A 14613-nucleotide genomic window follows, 5' to 3' on the forward strand; every position below is an offset into this window, starting at 1 on the left:
TAAAGGCTGCCCACTGGGTGGCCTTTATTTTTATACCTTGTCAGTGTTTTTTTGATATTAGTAGGATAAATTATGGAATGGTACTCGTATATTTTAGTTGTTTTGGCAGGTGTATTTGCCGGATTTATCAATGTTTTAGCTGGTAGTGGATCGATACTAATATTAGCTTTACTCATTTTTCTGGGCTTGCCAGCTACCGTGGCCAATGGAACCTTGCGTATTGCTATTTTAATGCAGAATATCGTTGGTGTTGCCAGTTTTAAACAACAGAAAGTCTTCGACTATAAAGAAGGGTTAGGTTTGGCATTACCTGCAATTGTGGGCTCTATTTTGGGTGCTATATTTGCTGTCAATATCAATGAGGATATCATGGAGAAAACGATTGGTGCTATTCTAATTGTTTTGTTCTTTATTGTGCTTTATAAGCCAGATGCATGGGTGAAAGGTCAAGTGGGGAAAATGGGAAAGCGACCAAGTTTGAGTCAATATATTATTTTCTTTTTTATAGGCTTTTACGGCGGATTTATTCAGGCAGGAGTTGGTTTCTTCCTTTTAGCAGGTTTAGTTCTGGGGGCAGGTTTTAATCTGGTTAAGGCCAACGCCATAAAAATATTTATTGTACTTCTTTATACGGCTTTTGCTCTTGTGGTATTTATTTATAACGACCAAGTTGATTATAAAATTGGATTAATTCTTGGTGTTGGCAATATGATTGGGGCTTGGTTTGGTACAAGATTTGCTGTTAGCTGGGGTGCCAAATACGTTCGTTATATTTTAATGGGGGTGATTATTGTTGCTTCAATCAAATTCTTAGGCGTATTTGATCTTTTTATGATGATACTGAAATAGAAGATGACTGGTTTTTAACCAATTAGAGGAGTTAGACTCTTAGGTTTTGCTAAACTCTAATCCAATTGAAAATGATAGGTAATGGTTCCACGTTGATGAGCTGGAGCTTTACTATCTGAATTAAATTTAGCTTTTAAAGCAGCTCTTTTTGCAGCTTCGAATAGTGTTAAATTGGCCGTTGTAGAACCTGAAACTCCTGGTCGTGCATTAGTCACCTTACCATTACGATCAACTGTTACTTCTACCACAACTTTTCCACTTTCCTGCAGGTTGTACTGTGGTTTAGGGATGGATATAGAATTCCTCCCTTTTAGATCAAAAGAATTGCCTTTATTACCTAATCCACTACCTGTGTAATTATTTGAATCAGGCGATCCATTTATTTTTCCCTGATTCCCAGAAGGAAAAGTCTTCCCCTGTGAATTGGCATTTGATGTGCCACTTCCAAAAGCATTCTTCGTTTTATTATTAATGCTTGTAATTTTCTCCTGACGAGCAATTTCAGCTAAGTTCTCACGTTCAATTTCTGCCAATCTTTCTTGCTCGGCTTTCTCGTCCTCTAGTCTTTTTTGCTCAACGATACGTTTCTTCTCCGCTTCGATTTTTCTCGCCTTATCTTGTTCTTGCTTTAATTTTATAGCTTTTTCTTTTTTTGCCTTTCTTTTCGCAATTTCTTCAGCAGAAAGTAGAGCGGGAGCGTCTTCTGTATTTTGAGTTAAGATTTTTTCCTTAGGAGAGCTTGCTGTTTTTTTTATTTGTTTTACGGCCTCTTTCTTTTCAATGACTGGTTTAGGCTTTGATTTTTGGGCAGCTGGTGATTGTGTAGGAGCAGGTCTTTTGTTACCAGCTCCTTGATCTGTATTACCAAAGTTAATAAGAATACCTTCTTCCTCAGGGAAGGGTAGAGGAGTGCGGAAACCTAGAAAAAATAGGAGTGCAACAATTCCTGTGTGAAACAGTAATGTCCCCACAAATCCTATTCGTTTACTTTTGGAATCCTTCATGAGTTATTTTGCTGATGTTGCTAAAATCAGCTTGTATTTATTGTTTTTTGCGATATTCATTACTTTTACGACTTGCTCCATGGGTACAGATTTATCAACATGAAGTGAAATAGTTGGATCTTCATGCTTGGCTAATAAGTTCTGTAATTTGCCCTCCAACTTAGAAAATGGAGTCCGTGTGGTTTCAATATAATAATTGTAATGCTTATCTATCGATACTGAAGTAATCGGGTTTGATGCAGTTTGATTACTACTTTTGGGTAATAATAACTTTAACGCATTAGGTGCAATTAAGGTTGATGTTACCATAAAAAAGATCAACAATAAAAAGACAATATCAGTCATGGATGACATACTGAAATTGGCGTTGACTTTATTTCTAGATTTTAATGCCATAGTTTTAATAAATTATTAGTGATGAGATACTGGATTTGAGATGCTTAGGAGTCGTGAAAACTCAAATCTCATCTCTCACATCTAAAAAACTTTAATTACTTGATGGGTTCATTCAAAAGATCCATAAATTCGGTTGTAGTTGCTTCCATAGTGAAGACGACTTTTTCAACCTTAGCAACTAAAATATTGTAGGCAAAATAGGCTATTATACCAACGATAAGACCAGCAACAGTTGTTACCATAGCAGTGTATATACCGTTTGCTAAAAGTGATACATCGATATTATTTCCAGCATTTGCCATAGCATAGAAGGCTTGAATCATACCCATAACCGTACCAAGGAAACCAATCATTGGCGCAGCACCTGCAACAGTAGCAAGTGTTGGTAAGTTTTTTTCTAGTTTTGAAACCTCAAGGTTCCCGATGTTCTCGATAGCGGCATTTACATCGTTTAAAGGGCGACCAATACGTTTAACACCCTTTGAGATCATTCTTGAAACTGGTGTGTCATTCGACTCACAAAGTGATAACGCTGAATCGATTTTACCTTCATGAATATAATCTTTGATACGATTCATGAAATTATCATCCTTCTTCGAAGCTCGTCGGATAGCATAAAAACGTTCAAAGAAAATCCAAATGGCAATAATGGATAAGGCAAAGATAGGAATCATGATCCAACCACCTTTAAAAGCTAGATCAATAAAGTTGAGGGTGATTTCAGTGGATTTCGTTGAAGTTTCGCTTATAATTTCTTCATTTTGAGCTATATTCTGAAGTCCTGCAAGCATCGAAAGGTAATTCATATTGTCAATTTTCTGATTTGTCCATATATAAAAAAACGAGATATAATATAAAATATTATATCTCGCTAAATTAATATTTGTATTTTCTTCTTTGACTATTTCGAGGAGATTTTTTTCAAATTCCTAAAGTCAAACGATTAAAGGTATTGCTACCAGGAAATTACGACTTAGAACAGGTAAGTTGCTTGCAAATAGAAAACAGCAGCACCAGCTAAATAACCAATAATTGCAAGAAGAGAAATCTTTTTTAAATACCAGATGAAATCAATTTTTTCCATTCCCATAGCAGCCACACCAGCAGCAGAACCAATAATTAAGATAGATCCTCCTGTACCAGCACAATATGCTAAGAATTCCCAGAAGATACCATCCTGTATAAAATTAGCAGCATAACCTATAGATTCAGGTCCAGCGATGTCATACATACCCATTGCAGCGGCAACCAGAGGTACATTATCGACGATAGCAGAAAGGACACCAATTGCTAAGTTAATTGCGTATACATTGTGCAGATTTGAATCTAACCAACTAGCTAAGATATCCAGGTGACCCGCTGATTGCATACTTGAAACAGCAGAAAGAATACCTAAAAAGAATAGCACAGTAGGAACATCAACTTTCTTTAAAACACCAGTAACATTCAATCGAGATTTAAACTCATGACCTTTGTGACGGTGCATAATTTCTGTTACAACCCACATAACACCTAGTCCGAATAACATGCCTAAGTATGGAGGTAAATGTGTTACCGTTTTAAAAACGGGAACAAAAAGAAGTGCAGATACTCCTAAGCATAAGATGAATATTTGCTCTTTATGTGAGGTGTATTCCTTTTTATTGGTTTCACTTAATTTAGGACGAGTAACATCCCCCTTTAACCAGAAACTTACTACAACAAGAGGAGCAAGCATGGTGAATAAACTTGGTAAAATAACGTGTCCTATAATATTAAGAGTCGTTACCTGTCCACCAATCCATAACATAATAGTTGTAACGTCTCCGATTGGAGACCATGCACCCCCGGCATTTGCTGCTAATACAACCATTGACGCAAAAAACCAACGATCTTCTTTATCAGCAATCAGTTTACGAATTAAGGCGACAAGAACAATTGTTGTAGTCAGATTGTCTAAAGTTGCTGACATAAAGAAAGTCAGGATACTTAAGGTCCAAAGAAGCTTAACTTTGTTTGTTGTCTTAATCTTGTCAGTAATGATTTTAAACCCTTCGTGTTGGTCAACTATTTCAACAATGGTCATAGCTCCCAAAAGGAAGAACAGAATGGCTGAAATTTCAGAAAGGTGATGAAGGACTTCATGATGGGTTATAAAATGAAGCATAGCTTCTGGGTTGTCTGAACCTGGATTGTGAAGTACGAACTCATTCCATGCTCTACTTACTCCTGAACCAAGTATGTCAACGCCTCCAAACACATAAAGTGCCCAAGTTATAACTCCGATTAAAAGCGCCGAAGCGGCTTTGTCAATTTTCAATGGATGTTCGAGGGCAATTGCAATATAGCCAAGAACAAAAACCACGACCATTAATGTAAACATATTATCTTGTTTTAATAGTTAATTAATTGCTTTTTGTCGGTCACTAATATAGTTATATTTAACTATCTAGAGAATGCCAAATGTCGCCTAATTCCTAATAAAAGTTCATATCAAGTAATTTAGAATGAGCATTAATAAAAAAAGGAGACTTTAAATTTTTAGAATACTAAAAGTCAAGAAAAAACATCGTCCTAGGTAAGTTTTTGTTATTCAGTCTTTTCGGTTTTCTTGTTGGCTCTTAAAAAATTTAGATATTTTCGGAACAGTTCACCAACGGTATTGAAATCTTCTTTATAAAATATACCAACACCTTGTGTATTCCGAGAGGCATTGTCTGATAAATATTCATTAGATCGAGTGAAAGCTTTCAATTTCAATTTCCCTTTTTGATCAATTTTTATATTTACGTCGAAGTCTCCTACGATATCATTATCCTGGTTTTTATTGGAATTGGTTCCCAAATTACCATTTATTGTCACTTTATCATCGAAAATCTGAGTCGAAAGAGCCACTTCTATTTCATCACTAGTAATGTTGTCTCCTGGGCGATAGCTGAAACCAACATCAAATTTATTACTGATTTGACTAAGCCAGTTAGATAATTGATTAGACAATAACTCACTTGTCGTAACTCCAACCGCATAACTTGAATTTTTATTTTCAAAGTCAGCATCCGTAGAACGCATATATTCTGGAGTATAAAAACGATTCAGTACCAATAGAGATAGAATTTGTTTGTTCATCTCATCTTCTGTTGAGAAAAGAGCATCAAGGATACTTTGCGTTTGTTGATCCAGAGTTGGGAAATCGATATCGAAACGAATACTAGGATTGCTAAGTTGTTGGCTTAGGTTCATTTTACACTGTACTTGTATCTTTTTTTTGTTCTCGATATAAGGAGTGTTCAATAAGAGATCGTATAGAGTTGTCTTTACGTTATATATGGCATTGATATCAATTGTTGCACTGTATGGATCTCCATTCCATTTAATTGTCCCACCATTTGATAAATCAAATTTTTTGTTGATCACATTTTGAAGTGTGAATAAATAACTTCCAGTATTGATGGTGTAATTACCGTAAATATTAAAATCACCTTTGGTATCAATTCCGAGTTTTAGATTACCAGTGCCATTTGCTTTTATGATGTCTCCTATTTTAGGGTCTAAAATGATTTGTATATCGGTTTCTGGCGTAATTTCAAGGTTGCAATTTAGTTTTATACCGCTAAGATCAATATCATATTTTTCCTTTGCGACTTCAACTGTTTCATAGGAGTTAATGAAAGTGATGAAATTGCTTTGCTCAATGTCGCCTGTTTTGTTTAGAGGGATGTATATGCGGGTATCTTTATTGGTTTTTACATCAATCTCAATTTCTATATCATCAGGGGAACCATATAGATGTGTGATACCTGTCATATAAGCTTGACCGTATAAGAGCTCATTGTCAGTGATTTTTGTATTGAGAAGTTTGAAGTTTTTGGTGTTAATGGCTATGTCTAGATCAATCTTTTCAAAATTATTTAGTGTGATAGCCCCATAGATTTCAGCCAGATTATTTTCGGAATCATAGAATTTTAAGTTATTGAATTGTATTTCTTGTGGTGTGAAAATAATACTGTCATTACAAGAGTATTTAGTTTGCAACTCATCAATTTTGAATCTTGTATTCAGGAATTTAAGCTTACCATAAAAGCGAGGAGAATTAATAGAACCTTCTACTTTCATAAATCCACCTAATCGTCCCTCTAGTTCAGATATACTTCCTTCCAAATAAGGTCGAAGTACATTCATCCGCATAGAATCTAAATTGAGACTTAGATTAATTGAATCTAATACGGGAAAATAGTCACCTTCAATATTGATTTCTCGCTTATTATTATGAATCGCATATGATTTCAGAGAAAACTTTTGTTCAATTTTATCCCAATCACTTTTAAGATGGAAATCGCCAATAGTATCTCTATTAAAAGTTAGATTATCTAGAATAAGATCAGACTTGGTTAGACGGTCACCGTAAAAGTCAGAGAGTTGAAAGTAGCCTCTGGTATTCCCATCAATACCTAAATTCTTGCTGTTGGTAATTGTATTGATATTCTTCAAGCTGATATTATTGATCTGACATTTAATCATGTCTTCAACTTGAGAAGAAACCTTGCCATCTATTGATAAAAATTGTTCACCTTGACTAATCTTAAATTGGTCGATGGTATAGCTTGTACTATCTATTTGAATGTGTGATTGACTTATTTGCCAAGTACTGTCAGCAAGAATTATAGTGCTGGGTAGAATATCAATTTCCCATTTGGGATCTGAATTTAGTATTTTAGAGCTGGCAGTTCCCATAACAGACAAGGAGCCACTATAAGTTTTTATCCCCCAGTTATTCCAGTTTAAATCGTATTTAACTTGGTTGTTTTGGGCTTCAATTTGATGTGAAAGATTAAAAATGTTATAATCATCAGTAAAAGATAATTTATCACTACGTCCTTTCAAACTGAGTTTATTGTTGTCGGTGTTCAAGTTTATCTTAATTCCTTCAATAGATTTTGAATCGTAATTTAAGACTGGAATGTCAAGCTTAAGATTTAAGGAATGCTCTTTTGCATTAATTTCCCCTTTCAGTTGGCTTTGGGGGGCTATGCTTATTTCAGGGTAGATTAGTTCAGTCAATCCTGAATTTTCCTTTACTAAAAGATCGAATTCAAATTTATTGGTTGAGTCTATTTTTGTGTATGATGAATCAGGAGCATAAGCGGGTAGATAATAGTATATCATGTTTGATAAGGATGAAACAAGCTTATCAAGTTCATAATTTCCTTTCACATTTAAATCTGCTAAATCTGATTTTAAATCAAATTGTTTGAGTTCTGGGGTGGTTTTGGAATCGATAATGATCTTATCTAAATTGAATTCTCCTCTGCCATTTTTATACTTAATATCATTAATGAAAATATTACCATTAGCATTATCAAATCGAGCACCGGTAAAGTTTGCATTTATGTTCAAATTGAGTTCTGAAAGTTCATCTTTAGTGTTTAGATGTAGAGGGAATAATTTAGCATTCTTCAATTGAGAATCGAAATTAACCACAGGAGTCTCCTTCGAAAAGTCTATTTTACCTGTAAAGTCAAGCCCAATGTTCGGGTCTAGAAGAGATATTTTACCATCGAAATGTTTATCAGCAAAGTACCCATCGAGCGATAAGTGTTTGTATTCGTAATCAAAGAAATTGAATTTGCTAATATTACCTTTCATCACGCCTTGAGTCACATCTTTGGAGGTGGATCCCTTTAAGGCCACATTCATTGATACTTTCCCAATCTTTTCTTGACTTAATAGGTGTCCCAGGTTAAAATCTTGAGTATTTATATCACCTGTGAAACTAAGGCTGTTTTCTATAAGGCTGGGTTTTAGTAGGATGTCAGTTCTGATATTACCTTGATCAGTTTGGAAATTTCCATAAAAGACAAAATCGTTAATAAAACCATTGAACTTTCCTTGATAATGTATGAGACCCAGATTATCTAACTGACTTGGCAGCTGAATATGATTACCTTCATAGTTAGGGATATAAACATTCTCAATATCTGAAATGCTAGTTGTAAGTTCTTTAAAATCAGCTTCGAGGTAAGAACTGGCAATGTTTGGAAGACCATTCATATAGAATCGGCCTTTGAAACTAGTTTGATTACCATAAAGGATATTAATGTTCTGTCCCTTTAAATCGTAAATTGTACCATACACATGACCAGATAAGAACCCTGATTCTCTAAAGCCTAATAATCTGTCGTTAAAATAAGCCAGATCTTGGAAACTAATTTTTGATGATCTAATTTGAAAGTCAAGCTTCATCTTTGTAGTAAAATGCCTCCAGTAACCTTGTCCACTTACATAATTTAAAAGTATCTGCCGTGCAGAAACTTCACTTTTAGTCGAACTCATGGTCACATCCGACATACCCCATTGTGTTGGTGTAATCCAAGAATGAGTTTTAAAATCTTTTAAAATAAAACCAGATTTTTCAATACAACTCATGTGTTTTAAATCAAAAACAACAGAATCGCCAATGACTTTGATATTACGAGCTTGAAGCTTAATATTTTTAACATCAATGTCGTCGTAATTCATTCCAAAAGCCTGTTTTTTTGCCTGAATTGTAACAAAACTGAAATGAGAATTTATTAAGTCCAGGTTTGAAACATTAATGTTCCAGGGTTTTTCTTGAATCAATGTATCTTTGACTTCTTGTTCTTTTGAAAGGGAATCGATAAAAACTTGAAGATTTTGTTTTCGATCTTCCCCCTCGTACAAATTAAAATACGCTTTATTTAAGATAAGCTTGCCTATATAAGCCTTTCTTGTCTTGAAATTTATCGAATCAAGTTTCGATTTCAACTCTCCAACATAAATTAAAGTATCTCTTTTATAATCTTCAATATAAACACCTTTAAGGATAATGTTTTTAAAAGGCGAAAAATTTACACCTTCTATTGTAACAGGAGTGTGTGTTTGTTCAGAAATGGATTTGGCTATCTTTTGACTAATATATGTTTGTACGCGAGGGCTCAAAAATATGAGATAAGCCAATATAAGCACCATAATGATACTTGCTATGGACCAAATTGATATTTTGAAGAATTTTTTAATAGTTTTGTGCTTTTGAGTGCAGTTGCACAAAATTAGATAAAAAAGAAATAGAAAACAGCTAGTGTAAGCTGTGATTATAGTCTTTTTTAATGTTTTTAAGTTAATTTTTAATTTAATGAGTATAACGATATTAGGAATCGAATCATCATGTGATGATACGTCGGCTTCAGTTTTACGTGATGGTGTGATTCATTCTAACATTACGGCCACTCAAACTGTGCATATGGCATACGGCGGAGTGGTGCCAGAGTTGGCATCTCGTGCCCACCAACAAAATATTATTCCTGTAGTTGACCTAGCTTTAAAAGAAGCGAATGTGACTGCGGATGATATTGATGCAGTTGCTTTTACTCGAGGACCTGGACTTTTGGGATCGTTGATGGTAGGGACTTCTTTTGCCAAAGGCTTTGCTTTATCGAAGAATATTCCTCTAATCGAGGTAAACCACCTTAAAGCTCACATCTTAGCTCATTTTATTGATGATTTAAAAAACACTTACGATCATCCTAATTTCCCTTTTTTAGCACTTTTAGTGTCAGGAGGTAATTCACAAATTATTATTGTGAAGGACCATATGGATATGGAAGTGATAGGTGAAACGATTGACGATGCAGCAGGTGAGGCCTTTGATAAATGTGCAAAGGTAATGGGAATCCCTTACCCAGGAGGCCCGGTAATTGATAAGAGATCGAAGGAAGGCAATCCATTGGCTTTTGAATTTAGCAGACCCAAAATACAGGGATTAAATTATAGCTTTAGTGGATTAAAAACCTCGTTCTTATATTTTCTTCGCGATAGAGTTAAGGAGAATCCTAATTTTATTGAGGAGAATATGAATGATTTGTGTGCGTCACTTCAATATACAATTGTTGATGTCTTGATGAATAAAGTAAAAAGAGCAGTTCGTGAAACAGGCATAAAGGAAGTTGCTATCGCTGGAGGTGTTTCTGCTAATTCGGGTCTTCAGAATGCGATGAAAGAAGCTGCTGTTAAGCTGGGATGGAAAGTTTATATTCCACAGCTGGGTTATTCTCTTGATAATGCTGCAATGATTGCTATTACAGGCTATTTTAAATATCTGAAAAAGGATTTTGTGGAACAGGATACCGCTCCTTTTGCACGAATGACTATCAAATAAAATAAAGCAGCCTTGAAATATTTTTTCAAGGCTGTTTTTTTGATCATTCAAATTGACTCTACTCTGTTGTGATATTTAGATAACCCTTTAAAACCATGATGGCTTCATCAGAAAAATCTTTGAGGCAAATTCTAAATTCTTCCTGTTCCTTCGTTAGTACAATGAGTTCATGGTTAATAAGCTTGAATTCTTTGATATCTTTTCTGTAGATCTTTATTCGTCTTTTAAACCATCCATATTTATATTTTATTCTTCGTGAGTTTATTTTTAGATATTCACGAGGATACATAAACTTACAGCCTAATAGAATTCCGACCGTATATATCGATGCTATAATGATTAAAAATGGGGCAAAATATTTGCATAGATAGATAATCTCTAGGTATCTAACAAAGAAGTATAATACAATGGCAGTGATAACAAATGCAATACCAACTGCTAATTGTTTACTCTTACCATTAAGTGCTTTAACCTTATGACTTCGGATATCGTATTCGAATTGAAGCATGGTTGTTTGTTTTTAGATTTGATTCAAGTTACTCAAAATTGAAGCAACATAAAAACCTTTGTCGAAATTCGGGACAAAACCATTTATTCCTCGATCAGAATTTGTGAGAATAAGTTGTTTTGCTGAATCATATCTGAATAAGAATTGGAGATGAAATCTTTTGGATTAATTTGAAGTAGTTTAATATAGAAATTGCATTGCTCTTGAAGTTTATCTTTAGAGAACTCATTATTTTTGTTTGAAGCTTCAATCTCTATAAATGTTCCTAGATTTTTTACTGTGTCTAAATGGAATTTCACATTATCGATAAAATATATTTCTCTATCTTTTTCAACAATGCATTTGTTACCAATTGCATTTTCTAATATCGTTTTAAGACTAGAATCGACCTCGGTTTTATAAAGTGTGAATTTACTTTCTTTATTTCCTTGAGTATCCTCTCTTTCGTAATGAATCAAATTGTTTTCAATATTCCCTTCACGAAGTTTTAAACGGCCCTTGTTAGAATTGAAATAGGTGTCTTTTTGATGATCTATACCTTTGAAATCTGCATTTTGACTTTTAAGAATGTCTCTAACTTTGTTTAAATTACGACAACTAGATTTGATCTCTATATTTATTAGCATGGTCTGTTTTGAATAAATTTATGGCTCAAAAGTAGAGATAAATTTGATATGAAGACCATTTGTTTAGTGTTGAGATTGTACCAATTCAATAATCTTGTCAGCAATTTGATGAAGAGGTACAATAAACTGTGGTTTTGCTATTTTATAAGCTTCAGAAGGCATGATTCTAGCGATAGCATTTTCAGGATCTTGCACAATACAAATCCCACCCAAATCATTTATTTGGAGTAAACCATAGGCTCCATCCTGATTTAAGCCCGAAAGAACAACACCAATAAGATCTTGTCTATAATACCAGGCTGCCGTTTCGAATAACACATCAATTGCGGGTCTTGAATGATTGATTTTAGCATCGGTTGAAAGAGCAAATGTTTTATCATTCTCAATTAATAAATGGTAGTTTGGTGGTGCAAAGTAAACTGTTCCAGGAGAAATCGACTCTTTTTCTTCAGCTTCCTTGACGAATAGTTGGCTGATGTCATTAAGATAACGAATAAAAGAATCGTTCTGATTGTCCCCAATATGGAGAACAACAATCACTGCCAAAGGGAAATCTTTTGGTAACAGAGGAATGATAGCCTTTAGGGCTTCCAGGCCTCCCAATGAGGTGCCTATAACTAAAGCTTTATACATGATTTGCTTAAGCTTTTCTTATAAATTTTTTGTTTATCATCCACATTCGAGAAACAATTCTCATTGGCAGTGAATTTTAAACTTTCCTTGGATCCTAGACACAAATGTCCGCTAGATGATAAACTCTCATGGAATAAGTTGATTACCTTATTTTGCAAATCTCGATTGAAATAAATGAGAACATTACGACAAATAATAAGGTTTACTTCGGCAAAAACAGAATCAGTCACGAGGTTGTGATCAGCAAATACGACTTTTTTAACTAAGGATTGATCTAATTTAATAGATCCATATTTCATGGTGTAAAAATCTGATAACTTAGATTTTCCTCCAGATTTTGTATAGTTCCTCTCAAAAAGCTCAATGTCACGAATGGAGTAAATGCCTTGCTTGGCTACTTCCAGAACTTTTCGATTAAAATCAGTAGCATATATCTGGCAACGATCAAGAATGCCTTCTTCTCTCAAAAGAATGGCAAAGGAATAGACTTCTTCCCCCGTTGAACAGCCTGCATGCCATATTTTAATGAATGGATATGTTTTTAGATTTGGAATAACATGTTCTCGAAATGAAGCGTAAAATTCAGGATCGCGGAACATTTCGGTGACATTGATTGATAAGTCCTCGAGTAATTCAATAAAAAAATCCTTCGAACGTAGAACTTTATCCTGCATTTGAGAGATGCTTTCCAAATTACTGATAGCTAATCGATGTACCAAACGTCTTTTAATATGAGAACGGGAATATCTTCGAAAATCATATCCGTACTTTTGATAAATGGCTTCAAGTATCAAAGGTATTTCAATGTCGATATTATCAAATTTCTCTTGTTTATCCTGATTGCTTGTCATCTTAATGAACAGTTTTGATTCCTTGACTCAAAACATTCTTTAAGCCTTCTTCTTTAAAAGGCTTGCTTAAAAAATTATCCATACCTGCATCAAGACATTGTTGTCTGTTTTCGGATGATGCATTTGCAGTTAGTGCAATGATATAAGTTGAATTTTCGATATTTTCATTTGTCTCAAAGCTTCTAATTTTAGCGGAAGCATTGAGTCCGTCAAGTACTGGCATTTGCATGTCCATAAGAATGATATCATATCTCTTCTCTTTGTACATTTGTAGAGCCTCAAGTCCGTTCTTAGCAATATCACAGCTCAAACCTAAGTGTCGTAAAGTTAAGACGGCGACTTTTTGATTGATAGGGTTATCTTCTGCTACAAGTATTGTGAGGTCTTGTGATAGTTCACTATTATCGGTAGGGCGTATAATCATTTCCTGTTCTTTATATTCGAATTTGAGTTCAAACATGAACTCTGAACCTACATCTTGTTTACTTTGAAGTGTAATCTTGCCACCCATCAAATTGGTTAGATTCTTTGAAATTGCAAGGCCCAGTCCGGTTCCTCCATACTGTCTGGAGATAGAACTGTCAGATTGCGTGAATTCTTTGAATAATGTTTTTTGGGCTTTTTCGGGAATTCCGATACCAGTGTCCTTTACTGAGAATAATAAAGATACCCACTCTTTATTTTTCTCAAGCAACTTAATTGATACATTAACTGCACCTTTTAATGTGAATTTAACCGCATTGTTGGTTAAGTTCATGATGATCTGGTTTAATCTAAAAGAATCACCTCTAAGAATTAGTGGAACATCTTTGTCAATATCTATATTGAAGCTAATTCCTTTTTCAACAGCTCTAAAGTTGAGTAATTGATATATCGTATCGCATAGTTTCCTAATATCAAAGTCAATGCATTCTAAGTCAATCTGTCCTGCTTCAATCTTTGAGAAATCGAGAATGTCATTTATGATTTGTAAGAGATGTTCGCCCGATGTTGTTACAACATTGAGCATATCTTGATGTTCTGAGTTTTCAGTTTCATTTTGCATTAATCTTGAAAGACCTAATATGCCATTCATAGGAGAACGTATTTCGTGAGACATATTAGCTAGGAACATTGATTTAGCTTGAGTGGCGTCTTCTGCTTTATTTTTGGCTAAAATAAGTTCTTCATTTTTCTCCTCAAGGTATTTTAATACAAGGTCTAATTCTTTTCTTTGTCTATAAAGATCAAGAAAGACATTGACCTTGCCTTTAAGAACTTCGGGGATAATAGGTTTAGGTATAAAGTCTACTGCACCTGTTTCTATGCCTTTTACAATATGATAATCGCTTTGATGGATTGCAGAAACAAAGATTACCGGAAGGTATTTGGTCTTCTTTCTTTGACGCATGAGCTCCAACGTTTCATAGCCGTCCATACCTGGCATTTGGACGTCAAGAATTGCCATTGCAAATTCATACTTCAGTGTATGTTTTAATGCTTCTTCTCCTGAAAAAGCTCTGACAATCTCAACGTTAAAATCACCAAGAATATATTCAAGACTGATTAAATTCTCTTCCTTATCGTCTACGATTAGTATTTTATCCTTATTCAT

12 protein-coding genes are annotated in these 14613 nt (G+C 34.4%); 2 read left to right on the forward strand and 10 right to left on the reverse strand.

Annotated features, from left to right (window positions below):
* Window positions 1-72: 72 nt before the first annotated feature.
* A complete protein-coding gene (locus DWB61_RS05220) occupies window positions 73-849 on the forward strand; it encodes a sulfite exporter TauE/SafE family protein (protein ID WP_125029829.1) in 777 nt (258 codons plus the stop codon).
* 56 nt (window positions 850-905) lie between these two features.
* Here the strand turns inward: DWB61_RS05220 and DWB61_RS05225 are convergent, their stop codons facing one another.
* The 5 genes from DWB61_RS05225 to DWB61_RS05245 all read right to left on the reverse strand — a co-directional run bounded on the left by DWB61_RS05225 (window position 906) and on the right by DWB61_RS05245 (window position 9215).
* A complete protein-coding gene (locus DWB61_RS05225; RefSeq protein ID WP_125029830.1) occupies window positions 906-1853 on the reverse strand; it encodes a cell envelope integrity TolA family protein in 948 nt (315 codons plus the stop codon).
* Window positions 1854-1856: 3 nt separating this feature from the next.
* Window positions 1857-2249, reverse strand: a complete 393-nt coding sequence (locus DWB61_RS05230; RefSeq protein WP_125029831.1) for an ExbD/TolR family protein — start codon at window positions 2247-2249, stop codon at window positions 1857-1859.
* A 95-nt stretch (window positions 2250-2344) separates the two neighbouring features.
* A complete protein-coding gene (locus DWB61_RS05235) occupies window positions 2345-3055 on the reverse strand; it encodes a MotA/TolQ/ExbB proton channel family protein (protein ID WP_125029832.1) in 711 nt (236 codons plus the stop codon).
* 167 nt (window positions 3056-3222) lie between these two features.
* On the reverse strand, window positions 3223-4611 hold the full coding sequence (gene nhaD / locus DWB61_RS05240) for a sodium:proton antiporter NhaD (RefSeq protein ID WP_125029833.1): 1389 nt from the start codon (window positions 4609-4611) through the stop codon (window positions 3223-3225).
* Window positions 4612-4817: 206 nt separating this feature from the next.
* Window positions 4818-9215 (reverse strand): translocation/assembly module TamB domain-containing protein, encoded by a 4398-nt coding sequence (locus DWB61_RS05245; protein ID WP_125029834.1) that lies wholly within the window; start codon window positions 9213-9215, stop codon window positions 4818-4820.
* Window positions 9216-9378: 163 nt separating this feature from the next.
* On the opposite strand from DWB61_RS05245, the gene tsaD reads away from it, so the two are divergent.
* Window positions 9379-10401 carry a tRNA (adenosine(37)-N6)-threonylcarbamoyltransferase complex transferase subunit TsaD gene (gene tsaD, locus DWB61_RS05250; protein ID WP_125029835.1) on the forward strand — a complete coding sequence of 341 codons (1023 nt, stop codon included), beginning with the start codon at window positions 9379-9381 and terminating at the stop codon, window positions 10399-10401.
* 58 nt (window positions 10402-10459) lie between these two features.
* Here the strand turns inward: tsaD and DWB61_RS05255 are convergent, their stop codons facing one another.
* The 5 genes from DWB61_RS05255 to DWB61_RS05275 form a co-directional block, all read right to left on the reverse strand.
* Window positions 10460-10909: a hypothetical protein gene (locus tag DWB61_RS05255; RefSeq protein ID WP_125029836.1), complete on the reverse strand. Its 450-nt coding sequence runs from the start codon at window positions 10907-10909 to the stop codon at window positions 10460-10462.
* An 83-nt stretch (window positions 10910-10992) separates the two neighbouring features.
* Window positions 10993-11535, reverse strand: coding sequence for a class IV adenylate cyclase (locus tag DWB61_RS05260; RefSeq protein WP_125029837.1), 543 nt, complete (start codon window positions 11533-11535; stop codon window positions 10993-10995).
* A gap of 63 nt (window positions 11536-11598) precedes the next feature.
* A complete protein-coding gene (locus tag DWB61_RS05265) occupies window positions 11599-12168 on the reverse strand; it encodes a chemotaxis protein CheB (protein WP_156190184.1) in 570 nt (189 codons plus the stop codon).
* Window positions 12153-13019: a CheR family methyltransferase gene (locus DWB61_RS05270; protein WP_125029839.1), complete on the reverse strand. Its 867-nt coding sequence runs from the start codon at window positions 13017-13019 to the stop codon at window positions 12153-12155. Before DWB61_RS05270 ends, DWB61_RS05265 begins: the two co-directional genes overlap by 16 nt.
* 1 nt (window position 13020) lies before the next feature.
* A complete protein-coding gene (locus tag DWB61_RS05275) occupies window positions 13021-14613 on the reverse strand; it encodes a response regulator (protein ID WP_125029840.1) in 1593 nt (530 codons plus the stop codon).

Source organism: Ancylomarina euxina, assembly GCF_003863355.1.
GTDB classification, from domain to species: Bacteria; Bacteroidota; Bacteroidia; order Bacteroidales; family Marinifilaceae; genus Ancylomarina; species Ancylomarina euxinus.